The sequence below is a fragment of the Phyllobacterium lublinensis genome (genome assembly GCF_020164435.1).
Classification (GTDB): domain Bacteria; phylum Pseudomonadota; class Alphaproteobacteria; order Rhizobiales; family Rhizobiaceae; genus Phyllobacterium; species Phyllobacterium lublinensis.
The window spans coordinates 42,393-64,852 of sequence record NZ_JAIUDQ010000013.1 but is presented as its reverse complement, the minus strand read 5'-3'; the positions used below and the strand labels follow the sequence as shown (position 1 = coordinate 64,852).

Annotated in this window: 23 protein-coding genes and 1 pseudogene; 15 read left to right on the top strand and 9 right to left on the bottom strand. The window is 57.6% G+C overall.

The genetic code is table 11. The annotated features are described in order from the left end of the window. Positions 1-10: 10 nt before the first annotated feature. A complete protein-coding gene (locus tag K9U38_RS15950) occupies positions 11-571 on the bottom strand; it encodes an RrF2 family transcriptional regulator (protein WP_224495336.1) in 561 nt (186 codons plus the stop codon). Positions 572-943: 372 nt separating this feature from the next. On the opposite strand from K9U38_RS15950, the gene K9U38_RS15945 reads away from it, so the two are divergent. The 6 genes from K9U38_RS15945 (at position 944) to K9U38_RS15920 (ending at position 7,354) form a co-directional block, all read left to right on the top strand. Then, positions 944-1,858, top strand: a complete 915-nt coding sequence (locus tag K9U38_RS15945) for an MBL fold metallo-hydrolase (RefSeq protein ID WP_224495335.1) — start codon at positions 944-946, stop codon at positions 1,856-1,858. Between the two features lie 288 nt (positions 1,859-2,146). Then, on the top strand, positions 2,147-3,037 hold the full coding sequence (locus tag K9U38_RS15940; protein WP_224495334.1) for an ankyrin repeat domain-containing protein: 891 nt from the start codon (positions 2,147-2,149) through the stop codon (positions 3,035-3,037). Between the two features lie 295 nt (positions 3,038-3,332). Further along, the gene (locus tag K9U38_RS15935; RefSeq protein WP_224495333.1) at positions 3,333-4,106 is read left to right on the top strand and encodes an alpha/beta fold hydrolase; all 774 of its coding nucleotides are present in this window, start codon (positions 3,333-3,335) and stop codon (positions 4,104-4,106) included. A gap of 178 nt (positions 4,107-4,284) precedes the next feature. Then, positions 4,285-4,473, top strand: a complete 189-nt coding sequence (locus tag K9U38_RS15930) for a hypothetical protein (protein ID WP_224495332.1) — start codon at positions 4,285-4,287, stop codon at positions 4,471-4,473. A 51-nt stretch (positions 4,474-4,524) separates the two neighbouring features. Then, the gene (locus tag K9U38_RS15925; RefSeq protein WP_224495331.1) at positions 4,525-5,790 is read left to right on the top strand and encodes a cytochrome b; all 1,266 of its coding nucleotides are present in this window, start codon (positions 4,525-4,527) and stop codon (positions 5,788-5,790) included. Positions 5,791-6,157: 367 nt separating this feature from the next. Continuing rightward, entirely contained in the window at positions 6,158-7,354 is a 1,197-nt protein-coding gene (locus tag K9U38_RS15920) for an MFS transporter (protein ID WP_224495330.1), read from the top strand. A 44-nt stretch (positions 7,355-7,398) separates the two neighbouring features. Here K9U38_RS15920 and K9U38_RS15915 read toward each other — a convergent pair whose 3' ends face one another. The 4 genes and pseudogenes from K9U38_RS15915 to K9U38_RS15900 all read right to left on the bottom strand — a co-directional run. Further along, the gene (locus K9U38_RS15915; protein WP_224495329.1) at positions 7,399-8,124 is read right to left on the bottom strand and encodes a response regulator transcription factor; all 726 of its coding nucleotides are present in this window, start codon (positions 8,122-8,124) and stop codon (positions 7,399-7,401) included. Then, positions 8,121-8,498, bottom strand: coding sequence for a response regulator transcription factor (locus K9U38_RS15910; RefSeq protein ID WP_224495328.1), 378 nt, complete (start codon positions 8,496-8,498; stop codon positions 8,121-8,123). Before K9U38_RS15910 ends, K9U38_RS15915 begins: the two co-directional genes overlap by 4 nt. Beyond that, positions 8,474-9,142, bottom strand: a complete 669-nt coding sequence (locus K9U38_RS15905) for a response regulator transcription factor (RefSeq protein ID WP_224495327.1) — start codon at positions 9,140-9,142, stop codon at positions 8,474-8,476. The genes K9U38_RS15910 and K9U38_RS15905 overlap by 25 nt, the downstream gene beginning before the upstream one ends. Beyond that, positions 9,139-11,040, bottom strand: a pseudogene (locus K9U38_RS15900) (PAS domain-containing sensor histidine kinase); the annotation flags it as partial. The gene K9U38_RS15905 and the pseudogene K9U38_RS15900, both read right to left, overlap by 4 nt. A 399-nt stretch (positions 11,041-11,439) precedes the next feature. On the opposite strand from K9U38_RS15900, the gene K9U38_RS15895 reads away from it, so the two are divergent. After that, positions 11,440-11,898, top strand: coding sequence for a carboxymuconolactone decarboxylase family protein (locus K9U38_RS15895; protein WP_224495325.1), 459 nt, complete (start codon positions 11,440-11,442; stop codon positions 11,896-11,898). Positions 11,899-11,956: 58 nt separating this feature from the next. Further along, positions 11,957-12,238, top strand: a complete 282-nt coding sequence (locus K9U38_RS15890) for a GNAT family N-acetyltransferase (protein ID WP_224495324.1) — start codon at positions 11,957-11,959, stop codon at positions 12,236-12,238. 262 nt (positions 12,239-12,500) lie between these two features. On the opposite strand, the gene K9U38_RS15885 is transcribed toward K9U38_RS15890, so the two are convergent. Further along, a complete protein-coding gene (locus tag K9U38_RS15885) occupies positions 12,501-12,677 on the bottom strand; it encodes a hypothetical protein (RefSeq protein WP_224495323.1) in 177 nt (58 codons plus the stop codon). Between the two features lie 47 nt (positions 12,678-12,724). Here K9U38_RS15885 and K9U38_RS15880 point away from each other — a divergent pair, with 47 nt between their 5' ends. The 6 genes from K9U38_RS15880 (at position 12,725) to K9U38_RS15855 (ending at position 18,456) form a co-directional block, all read left to right on the top strand. Then, entirely contained in the window at positions 12,725-13,138 is a 414-nt protein-coding gene (locus K9U38_RS15880; RefSeq protein WP_224495322.1) for a cupin domain-containing protein, read from the top strand. A 353-nt stretch (positions 13,139-13,491) separates the two neighbouring features. After that, positions 13,492-14,244: an SDR family oxidoreductase gene (locus tag K9U38_RS15875; RefSeq protein ID WP_224495321.1), complete on the top strand. Its 753-nt coding sequence runs from the start codon at positions 13,492-13,494 to the stop codon at positions 14,242-14,244. Between the two features lie 160 nt (positions 14,245-14,404). Further along, the gene (locus K9U38_RS15870) at positions 14,405-15,082 is read left to right on the top strand and encodes a response regulator transcription factor (RefSeq protein WP_370631964.1); all 678 of its coding nucleotides are present in this window, start codon (positions 14,405-14,407) and stop codon (positions 15,080-15,082) included. 67 nt (positions 15,083-15,149) lie between these two features. Next, positions 15,150-15,557: a response regulator transcription factor gene (locus tag K9U38_RS15865; protein ID WP_224495319.1), complete on the top strand. Its 408-nt coding sequence runs from the start codon at positions 15,150-15,152 to the stop codon at positions 15,555-15,557. A gap of 75 nt (positions 15,558-15,632) precedes the next feature. Next, positions 15,633-17,642 (top strand): PAS domain-containing sensor histidine kinase, encoded by a 2,010-nt coding sequence (locus K9U38_RS15860; RefSeq protein ID WP_224495318.1) that lies wholly within the window; start codon positions 15,633-15,635, stop codon positions 17,640-17,642. A gap of 214 nt (positions 17,643-17,856) precedes the next feature. Next, complete coding sequence (locus K9U38_RS15855; RefSeq protein ID WP_224495317.1) at positions 17,857-18,456, top strand: glutathione S-transferase C-terminal domain-containing protein; 600 nt, start codon at positions 17,857-17,859, stop codon at positions 18,454-18,456. Positions 18,457-18,681: 225 nt separating this feature from the next. Here K9U38_RS15855 and K9U38_RS15850 read toward each other — a convergent pair whose 3' ends face one another. From K9U38_RS15850 to K9U38_RS15840, 3 genes are all read right to left on the bottom strand, one after another. After that, the gene (locus K9U38_RS15850; RefSeq protein ID WP_224495414.1) at positions 18,682-19,503 is read right to left on the bottom strand and encodes an alpha/beta fold hydrolase; all 822 of its coding nucleotides are present in this window, start codon (positions 19,501-19,503) and stop codon (positions 18,682-18,684) included. Between the two features lie 586 nt (positions 19,504-20,089). Then, positions 20,090-20,323 (bottom strand): tautomerase family protein, encoded by a 234-nt coding sequence (locus K9U38_RS15845; RefSeq protein ID WP_224495316.1) that lies wholly within the window; start codon positions 20,321-20,323, stop codon positions 20,090-20,092. A gap of 13 nt (positions 20,324-20,336) precedes the next feature. Continuing rightward, on the bottom strand, positions 20,337-21,047 hold the full coding sequence (locus K9U38_RS15840) for an SDR family NAD(P)-dependent oxidoreductase (RefSeq protein ID WP_224495315.1): 711 nt from the start codon (positions 21,045-21,047) through the stop codon (positions 20,337-20,339). 242 nt (positions 21,048-21,289) lie between these two features. Between K9U38_RS15840 and K9U38_RS15835 the strand changes: the two genes are divergently transcribed. Then, positions 21,290-22,222, top strand: coding sequence for a LysR family transcriptional regulator (locus tag K9U38_RS15835; RefSeq protein WP_224495314.1), 933 nt, complete (start codon positions 21,290-21,292; stop codon positions 22,220-22,222). Positions 22,223-22,460: the final 238 nt, after the last annotated feature.

Here is a 22,460-nt window from a genome sequence, read left to right as displayed (position 1 = left end):
TAACGATAAGCTATTGCCCGCTACGTCCACTACCCTCAGATGATCGCTTCCGCTTCGTTGGCTTGCGGGCGCGGGACTTGATGCGGTTATCCAGCCAGTCACCGATCTCGTCCGAAAATTCAGGTGGTGCCTTACGATCCAAAACCCGTCCTATGTCTGCGAGCGATTGACTCGCGAGCGAGTCACGCATCGCTTTCTCTGCGCGCAGCATCACGGCATGGATTGCACACACGCCCGCGATCGCCCATTCCGGCGGACGGCTGTCGAAGACAGCACATCGACCGCGGATTTCCTGGCAATCGTATAGCGGCTTTTTTCCCTCGATCGCATCCACGACCTCCAGAACGCTGATATTCTCTGGCGCCTTGGCAAGCAGGTATCCACCGCGCACCCCTTCGGATGCCCGCACAATTCCGGCCTTTTCGAGCTTCGGAAAAATCTTCGCCACGAAGCTTGGGGAGATGCCTTGCAGATCCGCGAGATCCCGGCTGCTCACCGGCTGGCCTTGCGGACCAGTCAGCCAGAGCAGGCAGTGCAATCCATACTCCACGCCCACAGTCAAATGCGCCATAACGCAGACTATAGCAGTCCGCGTTCCAGAATTCAAGATCTAACTCGGATGATGTTCATCCGCGTATTGAAATTCGGATCCGGCAATTGGCCGTGAGTATCCGACGTCAATACGAGGTTCTATCGGTCGATGGCACTACAATGCTGTAAAGTTGGTCGGCGACACCTGAACTGTTTATCGGCCTTTGCGGGTTGATTGCAGCATCTAGCCACCTGATTCAGCCGGATTAGACGGTGGTGCAATGGCACCAGAATTCCACAGTGCTTCGCCTATTCGTGGGCCATACGCCGCCTGTACCACAGGCTGATTACACCTCCAGCGCAAACGGTCACTAATGGCATCACCAAAACGCATACTCTGCAGGAGATTGACATGAGCTTGGACGACACCTCACCCGCCGGCAGGGCGGGATTCGACGAGTTGGTTCCATCGCGCTACGCGGTTCGGGTGGGCGACATTGACGTAATGGTGATCAGCGATGGCGTGTTAACGCCGCCAGCCGAATCGATGGCAACCAACGCCGACCCAGCAATCCGCGGGGCCTGGCTGGACAAAAGGTTCCTGGCGCACGACGCGTTCGATTGGCCGCTAAACGCGGTCGTAGTGCGCAATGGCGGCCGGACCATCCTTATCGACAGTGGCATAGGAGAGGAATACCCCGACTTCCCGCGGGCCGGCCAGTTTGGCCATCGACTGAAGGCCGCCGGGGTCGATCTCGCGTCCGTGACCGATGTAGTGCTGACCCACATGCACTTTGACCACGTAGGCGGGCTGCTTGTAGACGGCGTGAAGGATCAGCTGCGTCCGGACCTGCGCATCCACGTAGCGGCGGCCGAGGCCGAGTTCTGGGAGACACCCGACTTCTCCCGCACCGGAATGCCGCCGGCGCTTGCGGAGTTGGCACGACGGGCGTCGCTGCAATTCCTGGATGAGTACCGCAACCAGCTCCGTACGTTCGGGGAGGAGTCCGAGGTAGCACCAGGCATCGTCGTCACCCGCACCGGCGGTCACACCCCCGGGCACAGTGTTGTCCGTCTGGCGTCCGGCGGCGACCGGCTGATGTTCGGCGGCGACGCCATATTTCCGGTGTCGTTTGAGCACCCGGAGTGGCACAACGGTTTCGAACACGACCCGGAGGAGGCGACCCGCGTGCGGCTCCGTCTGATGCGGGAGCTGGCGGAAACCGGTTCGTGGCTGGTGTCGACGCACTTGCCCTTCCCGTCTGTCAGCCGGGTGGCGGCCGATGGCGATCTCTTTCGTTGGGTCCCAGCCTGGTGGGACTACTGACTACTCTTGAACAAGGGCCAAATCAACATCGGGCGGCGCTCTGCAGTAGCCGCACTTTTCTATGTTCTGTTTAGTTGAAGGTTCCTTGCTTTGGGTCCGACCGCGGTACTCAGTCATTCAATCGGGCCAGGCAGGTCGACCGATCATGGCGGGCCGGTTTTCCCTAAACTTGCATTCTTCCAACGGCTGCCACCATTCATTGAGCGTGGTTACGATCAGGCATTCGCGGTATACTTTGCCGTCTTGAAAGCATAGCGCTTAACGGCGGTTTACCTTGGGAGATGCCAAATGCGCGTGTCCTTGCTTTTCATTCCAATACTGCTTGTGCACATCCCGCTGGCATCGCATGCTGCCGACATTCACGACGCCGCCATGAAAGGCGATGTCGCGGCGATCACGGCGGCGCTCGATGCAGCCGCTGGCATAGATGAAAGTGATGGAACCGCAACACCGCTCTTCCTTGCCGTCTGGACGGATCACATCGAAGCCGCAAGACTACTCATCGAACGTGGTGCGGACGTCAACGTTCAGACGGTTCTGGGTCCCCCGTTGATTGCGGCTATAGGAGAAGACAAACTCGATCTGTTGAATCTGTTGCTGGATCGGGGCGCTGATCCAAATTCTGAACGTGGCGGCGAATTTGCCCTTCACGTCGCCGTCAGCATCGGTTGTCTTAATTGCGTGAAGGTGCTGGTCGTGGCCGGCGCAGATGTGAATGCGAAGTCAATGGAGGGCAAGACACCGATCCATCTGGCAAAACGTACGGCGCAACGCGAGGTCGCCGACTACCTCATGTCGCACGGCGTCGTCTTGCCAGCACCAGCCCCTGTCTCAATGAAGTTGGCTTCTGCCAATGTCGAGAAAGGCCGAACTTACTTCATCCGCGTTTGTCACCATTGCCATAACGCCGAGCCAAAGGAGGGACCCCAGATAGGACCGAACTTGTGGCGCGTCGTGGGTCGCGACAAGGCATCTTTGGCGAATATGCGTTACTCCGACACCTTGCTGGACTGGGAGGGTGTATGGACGTACGAGGACCTGAACCGATATCTCTTCGGACCCATGCTCATCACGCCGGGCGTCAACATGGAGACACCCGGAGTTCCGGACGAGACCGAACGGGTCAACTTGATCGCCTACCTGCGCACACTCAGCGACAAGCCGGTCCCGCTGCCATAGGTTGAGGACACACCTTGCTAGCCAGTTCTCTCGACATGACTGATCTCAAATAAATGCCTGATCTTTTTAACAAGGCCAGGCATGGCTTGGATGCCGCCAATCTCAGTACTGTTTTCGAACAGATGCTTTTCTGCCTACACCAGCCGCCTCGTTGTGCAAGCAGCCCAACCGCCATCCACACAGAGATCGAACGGTTACAGCTTTGGACGTTTTTGCTATCATCCGCCGCCGAAGTTGTAACAAGGTTGGCGGATTCACAATTCATCCCGAGGCCATCCGGAAAAAAGGAGCCGTCATGACGCTGATGACCCGCCGTTCATTTTCTGCAGCCTTGGCAATGGGGGTCGCCCTTGGCCTTCTTCCGAAAGGAGCGGCAGCGGACCTCACCAAGGCAAAGAATGTGGTGCTTGTCCATGGCCTGTTCGCTGATGGCTCATGCTGGGTTGACGTTATCGGCCGTCTTCAAGAAGCGGGTTTGAATGTGACCTCGGTGCAGAACCCATTAACGACGCTTCCAGATGCTGTGGCCGCCGCCAAGCGTGTTCTCGACCGCCAGGCCGGGCCGACAGTGCTTGTCGGTCACTCTTTCTCCGGCATGATCGTCACAGAAGTTGGAGTGCATCCGAACGTTTCCTCGTTGGTCTACATTGCTGCCCGCGCGCCAGATGCTGGAGAAGACTATGCCGCCTTGGCCAAGACCTATCCGACACCTCCTGCTACCGCGGGCATCGTTTTCGACGGCGATGAGGGGCGACTGACCGAGGACGCCTTTCTTAATGATTTCGCGGGTGATGTGGCCGAGAAGAAAGCCAAGATTCTCTATTCCGTGCAGGCTCCCTTTAACAAGGCATTGTTGGCTGGCAAGACGACACAGGCTGCGTGGCGATCGAAGCCGAGTTTTTACGCAGTCTCCAAGAACGATCGCACCATCAATCCTGACCTCGAACGTTTCATGGCAAAACGTATGGGAGCAAAAACGGTCGAACTCGAGGCGAGCCACGTTTCGATGATCTCACAACCAGAAGCGGTAACAGCGCTTATTCTCGAGGCGGCAGGCATGGGCCAATAAGCATTGAACAAAGGGAGCAATGGTCCAAAATTGACTAGCAGATATCGATCTGCACCAGTCGCCGCTACTCGAAAAACATATACCAAGGTATCGAACAAACGCGTCCTCGGCATGATGGCTCACACCCCGGAAGTTTGGCAGGGTGGGATGTCCGCAACCTGTATGGGGAATACCGGCAATGAAAACGCTACGTTTCGCACTTTCGAAATTGCTGCCGATCATCTTAAGGCTCTGGGGCGTTGATACAGAAAAACCTGGTCGCGAGGGCATTTTGATCGACTTCCAGAATGCGGCTGCCCGGCGGCACTATGCCCGCACAAGAGCGGATGGTTCCGTCTCGCGCCGACGCCCAAAGCTGCCAGGATAACCCGCAAGAGACCAAGGTCGTCCGAGACGTCAGGCAACAGGGAGCAACTCGATGAGCGGTGCACCTTCTACCTATACGCCCAAGACCGGCATCGAACGCTGGCTGGATGCCCGCATGCCATTGCCGCGAATGGTCTACGATTCCTTCATTGTCTATCCGGTCCCCCGTAACCTGAACTACGCCTATACGTTCGGCGGCATCCTCACGGTCATGCTAGTCTCGCAGATCCTGACAGGCGTCGTGCTGGCGATGCATTATGCTCCCGACACGATACTGGCCTTCAATTCAGTCGAGAAGATCGTGCGCGACGTGAATTCCGGTTGGCTGCTGCGCTATCTGCATTCGAACGGTGCATCGTTCTTTTTCATCGCGGTTTACATGCACATCGGTCGCGGCCTCTATTACGGCTCCTACAAGTCGCCACGGGAGCTTTTGTGGGTGCTGGGCTGCACCAACTTCCTGTTGATGATGGCGACTGCCTTCATGGGATACGTGCTGCCCTGGGGACAGATGTCATTCTGGGGCGCTACGGTTATCACGAATTTCTTCACCGCGATCCCGATCGTCGGAGACTGGATCCAGCGACTGCTCTTGGGTGGCTTTGCGGTTGATAACCCGACACTCAATCGTTTCTTTGCACTGCACTACCTGCTGCCATTCATGCTTGCGGGGGTGGTGGCGCTGCACATCTGGGCGCTTCACGTCGTCGGCCAGAACAACCCAACCGGCGTTGACGTGAAATCGAAGAGCGATATCGTCGACTTCACGCCATACGCAACCGTCAAGGACGCCTTTGGCATATTGATCTTCGTGCTGGTCCTGGCTTACTTCATTTTCTACCTGCCGAACTATCTCGGCCACCCTGACAATTACACGGTCGCCGACCCACTGAAGACGCCGGCCCATATCGTGCCAGAATGGTATTTCCTGCCCTTCTACGCGATCCTTCGCGCTATCACATTCAACATTGGCCCGATCGATTCCAAGCTCGGTGGCGTGCTGGCCATGTTTGCCTCCATTGCCGTGCTGTTCATCGTGCCGTGGCTCGACACGGCAAAGGTGCGCTCCGCAGTCTACCGCCCCTGGTACAAGCTGTTTTTCTGGCTCTTCGCCGCCAATGGTCTTTTCCTCGGCTGGCTGGGGTCGCGACCCGCGGAAGGAGTCTACGTCATCCTGTCCCAGCTGGCGACGCTTTACTATTTCACATTCTTCATCGTCATAATGCCAGTGCTCGGATTAATCGAAAAACCTCGCCGACTGCCCAACTCGATCACCGAAGCTGTCCTCAAGACCGGCAGCAGCTCCGGGCAAGGATAACCCGCCGCTGCGGGCATGAATGGCCTCGGTCATACGGGATGCAAATAGTCTACCCCGCGACGGATGCCCCAACAAGACTGCCCCATCTACTGACGTTCAGTTCCGCTTCCAAGTCGCTCGACGTACCGATCCCTTCGGTGTTAGTATACCAGCAGTCAAGCGTCGGCGGTGCTGCATGCTTCGGCGCTCGCCGGAAGGGGTTCTCAACATCAATATCATCACTCGGTCTGCAGGCTGCGGATCGGGTCGGGATTTGGAGGAGAGCAAGGCTCCAATTCCTTGGCGAAACAACTGAACCATCATTCGGGTTGCGACGGCCGGGACGTGGCGACCCTCAAGGCTGGATGACGAGGAACGCCGCCAAACCATGAAAGAGACGCTACGTTGCTCTTCTTCAGCTCGCGATCCCGCATCCCTGGTGGTCGGTGCGATCGCCGCGCAGTTGATCGGCGGACTCGTAGCGCAGATGTCTCCCCTGATGATCGGCGGCTTCATGGACGGTCTTTCGCTTTCGGAGCGCGACGCCGGTTTCGTCGCCTCCCTGGAACTCCTGATCCTAGCCGCCACTGCGATTGCAATCGCCCCGTTCCTGCCCCGAATTTCCTATCGGCGCATCAGTCTAGCAGCAGTCGCCCTAACCTTAGGCGCCCAAGCGGCATCCATCTTCAGCCTCTCGTTGGGTTCACTCGCGCTGCTGCGCGGGCTTGCGGGCATTGGCGAGGGGGCGCTCTATGCGGTATCACTCTCCATTGTCGCCTCCCGTTCCAGCAATCCCGACAAGGTTTATGGCTACTTTCAGATTGCCTGGGCCTTGGGCAGTGTTGCGCTTTTCTCTGTCGGCGGTCAGGTCACCGAGGCCTTCGCGCATCGCGGCATACTCGCATTGATCGCCGGCGTGACCTTGGCCCTGGCGCCATTTCTGTTTTTCATTCCGGACGCCCGCGCCAACTCCGGCGACCGAACTGTGAAGAGTCCAGCGCTGGTGGCCCCGCCATTGCTTGGCGTCGTGACGCTCTCGGCAATCGTGCTCTACATCAGCGTCTCTGCTGCGCTCTATGCGTTCAGCACGCCCCTTGGCGAACGCGCAGGGCTCGACACGATCGCGGTCGGCTATGCGCTGACGCTCACGACACTGATTGGTCTGGCAGGTGCAGCAGCGGCCACAGTCCTTAACTTGCGCTGGGGACGGGCACTGCCGATCTCATGTTTCTGCGCCGCTTTCATGATCGTTGCAATCGCGCTCTGCCTCTGGCGCCACCCTACTGCCTATATCGTGGCACTCACTGCGTCAGGCATTATCTACTATTTCTCGATCCCCTACCTGTTCGGCCTTGCCGCAGCGCTCGATCGCAACGGTCGCTGGGCCGCGGCAGCAGGATCAGCTTATTTGCTTGGCTTCGCCATAGGGCCTCTTGCTGCCGGCGCGGTGATTGCAGCAGGCGGCTATGCCAGCCTTGCCGCTGTGTGCATCGCAGTCACGGCGGTCGCCTGGGTGCTTGCCATGGTCGTCATTCGGCGCCTGAGTGAACCGGCCCACGCCGCACTTCAAGCCGATGCAGCGTGATGCCCGTCGCCAAAAGAAACTGGCATCGCTGTCCCCCAATAGTGTCAATGATGCTGGACGTCGACCATCTCGCGCACCTCAACGGGCAGAGATTCCCACAGGCGAACGAGTTCGCCGACGGAAGTCAGTTGCATCTTGCGCATGACGTTGCAGCGATGAAGCTTGACCGTGATCTCGCTGATACCGAGGGAGAAAGCTATTTGCTTGTTCAGCCGTCCTAGCGCGACTTCTCGCAACACCTGGCGTTCCCGTGGCGTAAGCAGAGAAAGCTTGCCCAGGTGCTCTTTCACCATCCGCAAGTGGACCCGCTGTTCGACATCGCGCTCAATGCCCGCCGCGATTGCATCGAGGAGTGTCTGGTCCCTTACAGGCTTGGTGAGAAAGTCGATTGCTCCCGCCTTCATCGCTTGCACGGACATCGGGATGTCGCCGTGGGCGGTGAGAAAGATGATCGGCTTGGAATCACCGTTGTCCGCCAAGCGGTGTTGGAGATCCAGCCCGCTTAGACCTGGCATGCGTATGTCGACCACCAGGCATCCTGGGCGATCAGGTAGCCCCGCCTCAAGCAGTTCGCGCGTAGACGCAAAACTGACCGCATCCAAGCCAACTGACTGCAGCAGTTCATGCAAGGCCTCGCGGAGACTGTCGTCGTCGTCCACAAGGATGACCAAGGGACGATCAACCTCTTCGCCGACCCACTTTCCCGCGGTTTGGGATCGTTTCAGTACCGTGTTTTTGTAGCTGTCACTCATTTGATAACTAACACTCATCGGGAATCCTCCTTTCCAGTCAGAGCGTCACCAATCGCTGCGAGCAATGCCTGCCCGTCGAATGGCTTTCTAAAAAACCGGTTGTGCTTTGCCTGCGGCAGCTCGGCAATTTCGTGGCGGCCGGTGATCAGGATCACGGGTAGGCCAGGGCGTCTCTCGCCCAGTAAGCGTTGCAACTCGAAGCCATCCATGCCGGGCATGCCGATATCGGTGATCAGACAATCGATTTCCGGCAGCGCGTCGCTGTTCAGCAGCATCTGACCCGATGAGAACGGCCGCACAGCGTGCCCCGCCGACTCAAGCAGGTCGGCGAGGGATTCGAGCAGGCGCCGATCATCATCGACAATCGCTACCACGGATTTCGAGTTGTACATTCTTGTAAGCTTCCTGAACGTCTGGAATGAGTGATCGGGATCTGCAGCTTTTCAGCAATTCGCACGAGGTCGGCGAACGATGCTGCTTGCATCTTGTGCATTATCTTGCTGCGGTGGATTTCAAGTGTGATTTCACTGATGCCGAGTTCTGCGGCTGCCTGCTTGTTGAGTAGCCCACTGACGACAAGCGGCAATACCTCGCGTTCCCGGGGTGTAAGGGCATCCAACCGGCGAACAAGTTCGGCCAGTTCCGCGCGCACCGATCGCTGTTCGCGGTCCCGGTTGATTGCCGCCCGAACCGCCGTAACGAGCTCTTGCTCTCCAACCGGCTTGGTCAGAAAATCCACAGCACCGCCCTGAATAGCCCGAACGGACGATGGTATGTCGCCATGGCCGGTAATGAATACGATCGGCGGATGGACGTCGTCGGAGAGCTGCTTCTGAAACTCCAGGCCGTTGATGTCAGGCAACTCGATATCCAGGATGAGGCATGCAGGAAGATCCGGTTTCACAGCGGCGATATAGTCCGCGGCGACGGCAAATGTTCTGGATTGCCACCCCAACGACTCGAGCAACTCGCTGATTGCCTCGCGCACCCTTGCGTCGTCGTCCACAACAAATACGATTTCATCCAGCAGGCTCATGGCGCCTCGCTTGCCTCCAACGGCAGCGTGAAGGCGACGGTCGCTCCCCGCGTCTCGTTGTTGGCAGTCCAGAGCCGGCCGCCATGCGATTCGACAATCGAACGGCAGATGGCGAGGCCCATGCCCATACCGTGTTGCTTGGTGGTGAAGAACGGCTCGAATACGCGCTCGACGTCCTCAAAACCCGTTCCCTCGTCGCGAACCTCGATGCGTATTGCGTCGGATCCATGTCGCGCTGACTGTATTTCGAGTTCTCGTGCACCGCCGACCACGGTGTCCATGGCGTCGACCCCGTTGCGGATCAGGTTGACGAGCACCTGCTGCACCTGGACACGGTCGAGCGCCGCAGATGGCAGGCCCAGCTCGAGATTTGTCTTGATGCGAACCCGCCTTGCTGCCGTCTCGTCAGCCATAAATCTGCAGACTTCACTGATCAACCGGTTGGCATCTTCGGGTAACCTGGCGTGTGGTGTCTGGCGGAAAAGCGCACGGATGCGGCCGACAACGTCAGCTGCCGAGTTGGCGTCGCGGGTAATGCGCTCGGCCGTAATCTTGGCGCGGTCGATGTTGGGGGGATCTGCGGACAGCCAACGGTGGCAAGCGTGCGAATTGGCCACGATAGCGGCTAACGGCTGATTTACTTCATGCGCGATGGATGCCGAAAGTTCGGCCAGGCTTGCTGCCCTGGTCGCCTGAGCGAGTCTGTCCGAAGTGCGCCGCAAAGCTTCCTCGGCATGCACCTGATCGTCGATGTCATGACAAAGTCCGAACCACTGCACAATGCGTCCGCTTTCGTCGCGCAGCGGCGCGGCACGACCCGACATCCAGCGGTAGACGCCATCCGCACGGCGCAGGCGATACTTCATGGAGAAGCGCTCGCCGGTGCGAAGGCAGCGCGCCAGGCCATCCCAAACCGTTTCGACATCGTCCGGGTGAAAAATGGTGTCGAACACCTCCGACAACTGCTGCTTGTCTTCCAGGTCCATGCCGAGAAAGTCCGCCATGTGCCTGTTGGCGAGGGTTGTCTCGCCCTCCGGCGTCAAGCGCCAGAGGTTACTCGGAACCATGTCCACGAGCAGTGAAAGCTCCCGCTCCCGCTCGCGCAGTGTCTGCTGCACGGTCATGAGATCATGAATGTCAACGCTTACGCCATACCATTGGAGAATGTTGCCGGCCTCGTCACGCAATGGCTCTGCGCGGCTTTCGACCCAACGATGGGGGCCGTCGGATCGGCACTGGCGATATCTCCCGACGAAAGGTTCCCCGGTCTCGATCGAGCGCGCCAACGCCCGATCGATCGCGTCCCGGTCATCCGGATGGATGACCGTCAGGGATCGCGCTCCGTCTGGCGCGATCAGATCTTCCAAAGCGATACCGGTGATGTCCGAGACCCGTTTGTTGAGGTAGCACGGTATTCCTTCTGGCGTCATGCACCAGATCAGAGCGGGCACAGCGTCGATGAGCTGCTGGAGTTGCCGCTCGCTGCGTCTCAGCGCCTCCTCCGCATGCACCTGGTCGTCAATGTCGTGGCAAAGGCCATACCATTGGACAATGTGGCCCGCTTGATCCCGCATCGGCTCTGCACGGCTCGACATCCAGCGATACACGCCGTCACTGCGGCGCAGGCGATATCGAATGGAAAAGTCCTTGCCAGTGACGAGGCTGCACCTGAGTGTTTCACCAAACTCCGCTGCATCATCAGGGTGAATGACTGCCTCAATGACGGCCTGCAATCGGCTCACTCCCGGCCTGTCCGCATCCGCCACGTCCAGCCCGAGAAAGCCAACCATGCGTTTGTTGAAGAAAGTCGGCTCGCCATCCGGGGTCAGCCGCCATAGGTGGCCTGGAACCAAGTCTACGAGCTGCGAGAGTTCCCACTCGCGATCGCGAAGTGTTTCCTCGACCGGCTTATGGTCGTCAACTTTGATCTGCATATTCGACTGCTCCCGCCCGGCAAAGCAAACTTCGGGATCTTCCAGGTTTGTCACACCATTGGTAGTCGATATTTGGGCTGGCGCAAACATACAACAGCTTAATCCAGCTCTGCATCAACCGCACCTCATGGAAATCCATGATTGCACTGAGTTGTGGTGAAGCATGCGCTGCTCGCAACCCGGCGTTGGTGCATCTCATCTGTCTGACTGCACGGGAGGACGCGCTGCAACGAGTTCTATCGACTGCGGATAGGCCACCCTAAACGAAGGAATAGCGCCCCTCTACATTCAGTAGGATAGCCGTCGCCAGCATCCCGGGATCATGATGGTACAATTCCAACGCCATCCTAAAGGGGGACAAAAATGACTCCGCGCTTCATGCCTTTCAAAATTGCGCCTGGCATCACCAAGGCATTGGTCGATCTCGAGCAAGTCCTCGCCGCCGGCGGCCTTGAGCACAGTCTCGTAGAGCTGGTGAGAATGCGGGCCTCTCAAATTAATGGATGTGCTTACTGCATCCATATGCACGCGACTGACGCGCGTTCGCACGGCGAAAGCGAGATGCGCCTGCTGATGCTCGATGCTTGGCGGGAATCGCCATTGTATACCGATCGTGAGAGAGCCGCCCTGGCTTGGACCGAGTCGCTGACCTTGGTGGCCGAGACCCGAGCACCAGATGACGACTATGCCCTGGTAAAGAAGCAATTCAATGAGAGCGAGCTCGTTAACCTGACCGTAGCGATTGGAGCGATCAACCTCTGGAACCGCCTGCAGATTGCTTCCCGGGCTGTCCATCCGGTTGCCACGATGGCCGCGGCATGAGGGGTCCGGAGACGTTTCCACCCGGCTTCGTTTGATTAGCGACCGCGCAGGAAAGCTCATGAACAGTTCCGTCAAAGACAACGCTACCTATAGCCGGTACGAGATGCCTATTTCCGACGACCTCATCGCCGCCGCCTATTACAGGATCGAGGATGGCGTAGTCATACTGGTCCATACCGAGGTGCCATTCGAATACTCGGGACAAGGAATTGGTTCGAGACTGGCAGAGGGCGTGTTCGAGCTGATCCGCGCGAGCGGTCGCAAAATCATGCCGAAATGCACCTTCATGGCCAGATTCTCGGCTCGGCATCCGGAATATCGTGACTTGGTCGTGAGTTGAGTCTCGAACCGGATGTGATCGTGCAAATCAGCGCATCCCCCCTCGCCACCATACCGGGGCGATGGCCAACATTTTCTTGTGCCGTTCCTAACCTTCGGGATGGGTTGACTAAACCTGCGGATTAGAGCGTTCGGTCTCATGCATGATAGAATGATTTCACCACTCTGGTCATTCTCGGAAGTAGTCGAACGGGTTCGAATCCACCACGATGAGGAGAGAAGAATGGCGGAGCATGTCAACCGTGCCGACCGTCGACAGAGCTTCACAACTCACGGAAAAATGCGTCTCGCGCCCCGAGCTTCGCCATTCCGGTATCGGGTCCGACGATCAGTCGCTGGTGCCAGGCGAAGGCGCACGCATTGGCAAAATCGGGTTCAAGGATTGGCTGCACCAATCCCAGCAACTGCAACCTGCGAAGTAACCCATACGCAACGGACATACCCGTTCCGATGTCCCAATTGGGGTCACAGCCAAAGGAAAATTCAAATGATCAAAACCATCCTACTGTCCACTGCCATTGTCCTGTCTGCCACCGTGTCCGGGTTTGCCGACGGCGCCAAGGCGGCCAAGGTAACACTCGTCTACGACCACGAGCTGCCGAATGTCCCCGGCAAAAGCCTTAGAGGCGTGCTTGTCGAGTATGGTCCAGGTGGATCGTCCCCGGCCCACAGGCATCCAAGTTCCGCATTCATCTATGCGACCGTGCTGGAGGGAGCGTTCAAAAGCCAGGTCAATGACGGGCCCGTCAAACTCTATAAAGTCGGAGAGAGCTGGTCAGAGGCCCCAGGCGACCGTCACAAAGTCAGTGCAAATGCCAGCACAACCGAGCGTGCACAACTGCTGGCGGTGTTCGTCGTCGACACCAACGAGAAAGACATTGTTCTGCCCTATCACGAATAGCAGAGCGGCCCCGGCAGAAATGCTGGTCTCGCCCATAATCCACGCCGGCCGGGTTGCCTTGGCCGGCACTATTGTCACGCGCGATGGCACCGATGAGTGCGCGGTAGTAAACTTTCTCACTATTCTCAACCACAGAGCCAACTTGGCCAAAGGCTTTCCGGCGAAGCTCGGCCTCTCAAGCGTCACCCCATCCAAGGCGAACATATGGAATATCCGTACGGCTTGCGTCTGCCAGGGCTTGGTCAGCCATCGTCCAGTGCTCGGGCCCAGATGGTTCGCCTTGAATAAGGCCCTACCTCTAACGCCGGACGGCACGTAAATTTCGTCACAGCACATTCTGGAAGGAAGAAGCAATGAAAATCACGGTCATGGGAGCGAGTGGGCTCATCGGAACGCACGTTGTCCAGAAACTCCGGCACGCGGGCATGGACGTGGTCGCCGCGTCCCCGTCACTCGGCGTCGACAGTGTGACTGGAGAAAACCTCAGGGCAGCCATTTCCGGAGCGGAGGTTGTTGTTGATGTGACCAACACCACGTCGTTCGGTGATGACTCGGCCCTCGGATTCTTCAAGACCTCCACCCGCAATCTGCTGGCCGCGTCAGCAGGTTCCGGTGTCCGGCACTACCTGGCTCTCTCCGTGGTGGGAACGCCGCGTCTTGTGGAGAGCGATTATTTTCGTGCAAAGATGGTGCAGGAAAATCTTATCAGGGCAGCCCGTCGCCCCTACACCATTCTTCACTCCACGCAATTTTTTGAATTTATCAACGGTGTAGTCGAGATGGGCGCCGATGGAGACGACTTCCGGTTACCCTCAGCGTATGTCAAGCCCATTGCGGCGGACAATGTCGCTGAAATACTGGCCGAGCTCGCAATTGGGGCACCACGGAATGAGACCGTGGAGATCAGCGGTCCCGAACGCTTCGGTCTAGACGAGATTGCTCGCGTCCAGCTCACGGCCAACGAGGACAGACGCCAGGTGATCAGCGATGATGGCGCGCGCTACTTTGGTGTCGTGCTGAACGATGACACGCTGCTACCGGTTCCGGGTTCGCGGGTCGGTTCGTTGCGCTTCGGCGATTGGCTGTATCAATCCATGGCTGGCTGAGGTTGCAAATTCGGTTTGGCGGGGCAGAAACGTAGGCCGGACAAATAATCAATGGAAAACCAAGGGATTTTGGAGGCTGCTGCAAGGACTCATGGCGGCTCTGAAGGCAATGTTTCATCCAAGCAACGGGCTATGCCTTGTAACGCATGGGATGGACAGGATGAACATTTCGACGGGGACTTTCGTGACTGCCAAAGAAGATCGTTTCGAACAAAATCCAATCGTGCTGGTGGTGGACGATGACGAGCCGCTGCGGCTCTCTATTTGCGAACTGCTGGAATCTGTCGGCATCGAGGCGTCCGGGTTTGCCTCGACACAGGCCCTCATGGATGCCGATGTTCTCGACCGGCCAGGCTGCATGATCCTCGATGTTCGCATGCCGGGTCTGAGCGGCCTTGATTTTCAATCCCGACTGGCCGCGAGCGGCATTTCCGCATCGATCATTTTTCTCACGGGCTACGGCGATATTCCGATGACCGTGCAGGCAATGAAGGCCGGCGCAGTCGAGTTCCTCACCAAGCCGGTTCGCGAGCAGACATTGCTAGATGCCGTCAGCAAGGCCATCGAGATCGACAAGGAAAAGCGCGCCGAGCAGCTGGCGTCCAACACCAACATCGCTCTTTACGCCACTCTCACGCCCCGCGAGCGGCAAGTTATGGACGCAGTCGTGCGCGGCAGCTTGAGCAAGCAAATAGCGTTTGATCTCAACATATCGGAAATCACTGTCAAACTTCACCGAAGCAGTGTGATGCGAAAGATGAAAACCCCTTTCGTCACGCACTTGGTTCGAGCCTGGCAGTCGATACCTGCCGATATACGTGATGATTACTCGGACTAGACTTTGGTATGGCTTTGTCAAAATCCGGACTCAGCAGATATTGAAACGGTGTGACTACGTACGCGGTGTGAAAGTATCAAATTTGGCCCTTGTTCCCAAGATTGCAGTCGTCGACGACGACGCCAGCCTCCGCGACGCACTTGTGGAATTGCTCGAGGTGTTCGACTTCAAGTGCCAAGCGTTCGAAGGCGCCGAGCTGTTCCTTGCGGCACACACCAAGAATCGGTTCGATTGCCTGATCACGGATCTGAACATGAAGGGTTGCAGCGGTCTCCAGCTACAGCAGAAATTGGCCACCCTTGATCCGAGGTTACCTGTGATTTTCATTTCTGCGCAGTCGGATTCCGAAGCAAGATCAAAGGCGCTTCGCTCCGGCGCAGTCGCCTTTCTCAGCAAGCCGATCAACGATGATGTGCTCTACAGGCACATCATTGCCGCGCTCAGTCGGGGTATGAGCCGACCCGTTGATGATTAGTGCAGCGGCGCTATCCGGTTCGGGAATCGCAACGATTACAACACAACGACCATGACTTTGTGATCGGGGGTCGCAATGGAATTAGCAGATTACGCGACCGACAGTGTCATTCGCTACGATCTCGACGGAACGATTCGATACTGCAACCCCGCTTCAGAAACCCAATTCGGGTGGAAGGCGGCCAAGTTGCTGGGCCGGCATTTCCACGACCTGATGCCCGATCGCGCAGAAGCTTCCAGCCTGTGGAAAAATCTTCTCAGGATTGGGCGATGGGACGGGCTCCTGCAGCGGCGCTTGCAATCGGAGGTCGAAATCGGCGCCTATGTTCGCTTGACGGTGAGGCATGACAGTCGTGGCAGACCGTTGGACGTGGTCGAATATGCTGCGTTATCAATGAATTCGCCCGTACCCTCGCTGCCTGTGCCGCCCTTGATCGCGGAACGGGGAGGTGCCGCCTGCTGGCAATTCAATATCAAACGTGCCCGACCCTTGCTTGATGCGGACGCGGCGGCGACGGGTTACGATGCCAACGAGCAGGAATGGCACCCCGATCGACTGGATACGCTGCTCGCTGCAGTCCAGATTGTCGACGTCAATGACGAGGCAATTCGATTGTTTGGCCTGCCAGCCGATCGCGACAAGATTGTAGACCGCCGGGTAGCGAGCCTGTGGCCAGAACAGAGCCGCGCAGCACTCGGGGACCTGCTCACCGCCATAGCCGCAAAAACTGACACCGAGCCCGAAACACGCGAAATTCCCGTGGTCGACCGATTGCAGCATGTGGTCCTGACAGGCTGGAGAGCTGCAGATCCACGATGTCCCGATATCGTGTTTGTCCGCGTCAACGCCATCTTGAACGCCCCCAATGCCGTTATCGAGCTCGAGGCCAGCCAGAACCGTTATCGCAATCTCATTTCCTTTCTGCCGGTTCCCGTCTGGCAGATCGATGCGCGTGCCGCTGGCCGCATCTTCGACCGCCTTAAAGCCAGTGGTATAACCGACCTGGCAGCCTACTCGGAGGAACATCCAGAGCTGGTAGATCTTACCTGCGACATTGTGCAGGTTTTCGACGTCAATGACGAAGCCATGCAGCTTTTCGGGGGACGGCAGCGTTCGGATTTCATTGGCCCGGCACGGTATCTGTTTGACGGTACCCCCGGGGCTGCAAGACGCGTGATGCTGGCGCACTTCTCCGGTGTTCGGAACCACGTCGAAGAGTTGAAGGTGAAGACCTTCGACGGCCGCCTTATCGATGTATTGTTGTTGATGACCTTTCCGGTACCAGGCGAACGTCGGGACACCACGATCGTGATGATGATGGACAACTCGGCGCGCCTAGAGGCAGAAGCCAAGTTGCGCATAGTCGAAGGCGACTTTTCCCACGCGGCAAGACTATCCACATTGGGAGAAATGACCACTTCAATCGCCCATGAGATCAAGCAGCCGCTTTCTGCAATCCTGATGAATGCTCAGACCAGCCTGAGATACCTCAGGAAGGCTGATCCAAACCTTGAGAAGGCCGATCAATTGACGTCCCGCATCGTCGAAAGCGCCCAGCGAGCCAACGACATAATCGGCAGGATCCAGGATATGGCCGGCAAGCGCGATCCGATCTATACATTGCTGGATTTTAACGACGTGGTTCACCAATGCCTTGTTTTCCTTCGCCACGAGAGTGAAGAGAAACTCGTTGTCATCAAGGCCAGGCTCCAGCCTGACCTTCCACCCATCCATGGCGATCGGATTCAACTGCAGCAGGTGATCGTCAACCTGATCGTCAACAGCATCCAGGCAATGAACACTGCTCCACAAACGCAGCGCGAGATCTACCTCGAAACCAGCGTGGACGAGGACGATCATGTTGCCTGTTCGATCAGGGATACAGGCACCGGCATCCCCGCTGATCACATGGATCAGATCTTCGACGGGTTTTTCACGACAAAGGAGGACGGGTTGGGCATAGGTCTGGCAATTTGCCAATCCATTGTCAGAGCCCATGGAGGCGAGATAACCGCGGCCAATCACCCTGAAGGCGGAGCCGTGTTCCGCTTCTGGATCCCGACAGGAAGCACCGCGGAGTTGTAGTGTCCTCGACCTTTGCCCAGCCAGTGCCAGAGGCTCGCCCCTATCAGGTTCGATTTGCCCGTCCTGTCTCAAGGCAGTGGAGGACATAATCGCGGGTATAATACCGTTGGGCTTCATAACTACGCATTGTGGAGGATGCGATGCGGCCTCGAACCGCCCTCTCCCACCGGTTCGGACGCTTGCTTGACCCTTCAATCCTCAACAGGAAACCATTATGAAGCTTTACTACAGTCCGTTGGCATGCAGCCTGGCCGATCACATTGCGCTTGAGGAAGTCGGTTTGTCCTTTGAACGCGAACGCGTCAACCTCAAGACAAAGCGAACTGAGTCGGGTCGCGACTTCAACGAAATAACCTCCAAGGGTTACGTGCCCGCCCTCATTCTCGACAACGGCGAAACGCTGACGGAAAATATCGCAATCCTCGACTGGATAGCGTCGCAATATCCAGCGTTGAGCGTACCCGGCCCACTCGGGCGCACTCGCCTTTTGGAGACTTTGACATATCTCTCGACCGAACTGCATCGCAGCTTCAAGTCTATGCTGCACGCCAACGGCGATGCCGAGCGGGCGAGTGCGGCAGCGACTATTGGCGGACATCTGAGTTTCTTGTCGAACCAATTCAAGGGAGACTTCCTGTTCGGCAGCACTCCAACCGTGGCCGATTTCTATCTGTTCGTGATGCTTCTCTGGGCGGAACATTTTGATCTGGCGGTACCTTCTCCATTGGCCATGTTCCGCGACCTTCTGAAGTCAAGGCCGGCCGTTCAAAGGGCCATGCGAGCCGAAGGGCTTCACCAGAAGGAGGATGCATGAACGATGAATATAATTTGCGACGCTTCATAGACGCGCAAAGAAACTGCATGCGTCTTTGATGCTTATTTCAGAAGCAAACAGCAACGAGTTCCTGCTCGAGACCATGTTTGACGTGGTTCGACGGTCTGCTCGATCAAGCCACAATGGATAGTCTCGGCTCGTCCCGCTGAATAAGCCTGCCGTGGTTCCGGCCGATGCTGATTTGCACCGGCCGGAGACCATTACTCAGCTTTTTATGAACGCCAACAGATCAGGATTTATGACGTCGGCATGGGTTGCGCACATGCCATGCGGAAACCCTTCATAGACCTTCAAGGTGCCGTTCTTCAAAAGCTTCACCGACAGGAGTGCGGAATCCGCAATCGGGACGATCTGGTCGTCGTCGCCGTGCATGACAAGCGTTGGGACTTCAATCACCTTAAGGTCCTCGGTGAAATCGGTTTCGGAGAAAGCCTTGATGCAATCGTAATGCGCCTTTGCACCGCCCATCATGCCCTGTCGCCACCAATTCGCGCGTATCGGTTCGGATAGTGTCGCGCCCTCGCGATTGAATCCGTAGAACGGGATCGGGAAGTTCCAATAGAATTCCGCGCGGTTGGCAGCAAGTTGAGCACGTAGACCATCGAGAACCTCAATTGGCAGGCCCCCAGGATTTGCCGCCGTTTTCACCATGATCGGCGGAACGGCACCAATGAGAACCAGCTTGGCCACGCGACCCTTGCCATGGCGTGCGACGTAGTGGGCGGCTTCACCGCCACCTGTCGAATGTCCGACATGAATGGCGTCGCGCAGGTCGAGTGACTCGGCCAGCTGGGCAAAGTCGTCGGCGTAGGTGTCCATGTCGTTGCCGGTCGCAGTTTGCGTCGAACGTCCGTGTCCACGGCGATCGTGGGCGATAACGCGGTAGCCCTTGCTCAGAAAGAAGAGCATCTGCGTATCCCAATCGTCGCTTGAAAGGGGCCAGCCGTGGTGGAAGACGATCGGCTGACCCGTTCCCCAGTCCTTGTAAAAGATTTCCGTACCATCCTTGGTCTTGAACATACCCATGTCGTGACGCCTTTCGTTTTGGTTGCTGGTGTTGCTCGGTGCGGCAGGTTGTGCGCCCAATGCCAGCGAAGGCATTGCGGCAAGGATCGTTGCGCTGGCCCCTAGCAAAAGGAGTTCGCGGCGGGACGCATCGATCATCTCAATCGGTCTGTGTTCTTTCATGAAGAGATCTCCTTGCGGGATTGATCCGGACAGCTTGGATGATCGCCTGCCATTTCGTAGGCTGCAGGAAGAAACCGGAAAAACCCCTGCATTCACCATCACTGTCGCGTCCGGTTAACACGGCTCGCTGATGAAAATTAGCGGCAACAGCAAGCGCCGACATCCCATCCATAGGTTTGGACGGGTTATACGGAAGGTCACGTCACATTGGAGAAACGGGATGGTGCGTTGGCGCCAGTGTCTGGCTTCCATGTCCGAAGAGCGATCCCGACTATAGCCGGTCAATGGGTATAACCGGCAAAGCGAACTCAATGGCGCTCGCAGAATTCTGCACAATAAACTTCAATATGCCGAATGAATCAGCGTCGTTTTGGGTCAGCAGTTTGCTGCCACTGCCTTATGGGCAATGGCAGCTTTGCTGTCGCTAGTCGCCTTTGGCAAGCCGTTTGCGGTATTCGGGGACGGGAAGTCCGCCCCAGCCCCAGTTCTCCAGTTCAACCTCCTCGATGACAACGAAGGTCGATTGGAGCGGCTTGTTGAGAACGTCGAGGAGGAGTTGGCTGACCCCAGCGATGAGGCTGGCTTTCTCCTCGGCGGTTACGGAATCGCGGCCGGGGCCGGATCCTTCCCGAGTGACCTGTATAGTGACAATGGGCATGGTATCAGCTCCTTTAGTGGCCGGCGCTCTGGCCACCGTCTACATGAAGAATCTCGCCCGTCACGAAGCCGGCGGACTCCAGATAGAGCACCGCATCGACAATATCGCGAATCTCGCCCATGTGCTTGACCGGATGCAGATTGGAGAGAAACTCATGAGTCTCGGGGGTATGCATCGGTGTCTTGATGATGCCTGGCGAGACCGCATTCACCCGGATGCCCCGTGTGGCGTATTCGATGGCGAGTGCCTTGGTGGCCGAGTTGATGCCGCCCTTGGTCAGGTTGGCCAGCACCGTGGGAACTCCGGCGACGGGGTTGTCGGTCAGGCTCGTCGTAATGCTGAGGATATGGCCCGAACCCTGGGTCAACATCTCGGCAACAACGCGCTGGGTGATGTGGAAGAAGCCCGCCACATTGGTTGCCATTTTCGAGGCGAAGTCCTCGACAGTGTATTCGGTGAAAGGCTTGGCAATGAAGATGCCGGCATTGTTGACCAGCGTATCGACCCGGCCAAAGCGCGAAATGGCCTCCTTGACCACGCGTTCGGCGGTCTGGGGATCGCTGATGTCGCCAGCAACCGCCAGAATGTCAGGATCGCCGCCCTGCTTGATTGAACGGGATGTTGCTACCACCCGGTAGTTGCGATCCCGATAGGCCTTTACCAGGCCGGCACCAATGCCCTGCGATGCACCGGTAATTATTGCTACTTTACGTTCGTTACTCATGATCGACCTCAATCGCTTTTCCGGTCAACGGGAGTGTTGCCGGCGGTCCGCTTTGGGACAGGTCGCCAATCTAGAGCTTTCCGCATATCGACTGAATATTCGTTGGCAGGGATGCATTATTCCGCAAAGTGGCATAATGCGCTGGCTCGTTGGCCCTCGAAGATGGAGCAATGCACTCTTGCTCATTTCAACGGTATGCTTGATTATTCGCCTTCAGTGCTACGTTTTGCGGAAGAATTCTCATGGATCGCATTGATGCTATGAAGGTTTTCGTTGCGGCCATCGACGAAGGTAGCCTTGCTGGAGCGGGGCGACGGCTAGGTCGTTCGCCAGCAGCGGTTAGCCGGGCAATTGCCTTTCTGGAGCACCATGTCGGGGCCGAACTCCTCCACCGCACAACCCGTTCGATCAAACTGAGCGAGGCAGGAGAGCGCTATGCCTCGGGCTGCAGGCGAGTCCTGGTCGATCTGGAGGAAGCTGACTTGGCTGTTGCAGGCGAACGCACAGCACCACGAGGGACCCTCACCTTGACCGCGCCGCCCATCAGCGGCGAGGAGATTTTGCGGCCGATCGTCGATGCCTATCTTGATGCTTTCCCGGCAGTCTCCGTAAACCTCATATTGCTCGACCGACACGCGAACCTGGTCGAAGAAGGGATCGATATCGCACTTCGTGTCGCTCAGCTCCCGGACTCCTCGATGATTGCCGTCCGGGTCGGTGGCGGCGTAAAGCGCGTCATCGTCGCGTCGCCTCGATACGTCGCGGAGCACCCCCGCATCGTCGAACCCGGAGACCTGACGAAACACCAGATTGTCACCACGACGCATTTTGGCCAGGACGCATGGGTCTTTCCGCCTCCGCCGGGCAGTTCCATCGCGCGGTCCGTCCACTTCAAGCCGCGGCTCGTCGTCAACAGTGTTCGGGCTGCCCTCGCCTCAGCGATCGGCGGACGTGGCGTTACGCGTCTATATACATATCATGTAAATGACAGTGTTCAGGCGGGGCTACTCCAGATCCTGTTGCGCAATGCTGAGCCGGCCCCCATGCCGGTTCATCTCGTCACACCCCATGGCAGAATGGCGGTACCGAAAGTGCGCGCTTTCGTCGACTTCGCCGTGCCCCGCCTCCGTGCGGAGTTCGCCCGGCTCTCGTCGGAAGCCGACTTGGTAGAGTGAAGGAGTGGGAAATGCACGGGGACGGCGCCTCATAGGGCTTGCCACCCAGTAAGGCAATCCCCATCTATGGGACGCGACGCGACCATGACGTGGATCGGCCAGACCGATGGAGATTCTCCACTCGGTCCGGTCCGGCATATTGCCCGGAAAATTGTACGCTCACGTATCTCGACGTCCGATTCCTACAACAGGATGCAACTCGACGTGGCAAGCCACATATGAGAGATACACGCACAAC

Excerpts from the sequence above, each read along its gene's own strand:
- K9U38_RS15950 (WP_224495336.1), bottom strand. The coding sequence starts at position 571 with ATGGCGCATTTGACTGTGGGCGTGGAGTATGGATTGCACTGCCTGCTC.
- K9U38_RS15945 (WP_224495335.1), top strand. The coding sequence starts at position 944 with ATGAGCTTGGACGACACCTCACCCGCCGGCAGGGCGGGATTCGACGAG.
- K9U38_RS15940 (WP_224495334.1), top strand. The coding sequence starts at position 2,147 with ATGCGCGTGTCCTTGCTTTTCATTCCAATACTGCTTGTGCACATCCCG.
- K9U38_RS15935 (WP_224495333.1), top strand. The coding sequence starts at position 3,333 with ATGACGCTGATGACCCGCCGTTCATTTTCTGCAGCCTTGGCAATGGGG.
- K9U38_RS15930 (WP_224495332.1), top strand. The coding sequence starts at position 4,285 with ATGAAAACGCTACGTTTCGCACTTTCGAAATTGCTGCCGATCATCTTA.
- K9U38_RS15925 (WP_224495331.1), top strand. The coding sequence starts at position 4,525 with ATGAGCGGTGCACCTTCTACCTATACGCCCAAGACCGGCATCGAACGC.
- K9U38_RS15920 (WP_224495330.1), top strand. The coding sequence starts at position 6,158 with ATGAAAGAGACGCTACGTTGCTCTTCTTCAGCTCGCGATCCCGCATCC.
- K9U38_RS15915 (WP_224495329.1), bottom strand. The coding sequence starts at position 8,124 with ATGAGTGTTAGTTATCAAATGAGTGACAGCTACAAAAACACGGTACTG.
- K9U38_RS15910 (WP_224495328.1), bottom strand. The coding sequence starts at position 8,498 with ATGTACAACTCGAAATCCGTGGTAGCGATTGTCGATGATGATCGGCGC.
- K9U38_RS15905 (WP_224495327.1), bottom strand. The coding sequence starts at position 9,142 with ATGAGCCTGCTGGATGAAATCGTATTTGTTGTGGACGACGACGCAAGG.
- K9U38_RS15895 (WP_224495325.1), top strand. The coding sequence starts at position 11,440 with ATGACTCCGCGCTTCATGCCTTTCAAAATTGCGCCTGGCATCACCAAG.
- K9U38_RS15890 (WP_224495324.1), top strand. The coding sequence starts at position 11,957 with ATGAACAGTTCCGTCAAAGACAACGCTACCTATAGCCGGTACGAGATG.
- K9U38_RS15885 (WP_224495323.1), bottom strand. The coding sequence starts at position 12,677 with ATGTCCGTTGCGTATGGGTTACTTCGCAGGTTGCAGTTGCTGGGATTG.
- K9U38_RS15880 (WP_224495322.1), top strand. The coding sequence starts at position 12,725 with ATGATCAAAACCATCCTACTGTCCACTGCCATTGTCCTGTCTGCCACC.
- K9U38_RS15875 (WP_224495321.1), top strand. The coding sequence starts at position 13,492 with ATGAAAATCACGGTCATGGGAGCGAGTGGGCTCATCGGAACGCACGTT.
- K9U38_RS15870 (WP_370631964.1), top strand. The coding sequence starts at position 14,405 with ATGAACATTTCGACGGGGACTTTCGTGACTGCCAAAGAAGATCGTTTC.
- K9U38_RS15860 (WP_224495318.1), top strand. The coding sequence starts at position 15,633 with ATGGAATTAGCAGATTACGCGACCGACAGTGTCATTCGCTACGATCTC.
- K9U38_RS15855 (WP_224495317.1), top strand. The coding sequence starts at position 17,857 with ATGAAGCTTTACTACAGTCCGTTGGCATGCAGCCTGGCCGATCACATT.
- K9U38_RS15850 (WP_224495414.1), bottom strand. The coding sequence starts at position 19,503 with ATGGGTATGTTCAAGACCAAGGATGGTACGGAAATCTTTTACAAGGAC.
- K9U38_RS15845 (WP_224495316.1), bottom strand. The coding sequence starts at position 20,323 with ATGCCCATTGTCACTATACAGGTCACTCGGGAAGGATCCGGCCCCGGC.
- K9U38_RS15840 (WP_224495315.1), bottom strand. The coding sequence starts at position 21,047 with ATGAGTAACGAACGTAAAGTAGCAATAATTACCGGTGCATCGCAGGGC.
- K9U38_RS15835 (WP_224495314.1), top strand. The coding sequence starts at position 21,290 with ATGGATCGCATTGATGCTATGAAGGTTTTCGTTGCGGCCATCGACGAA.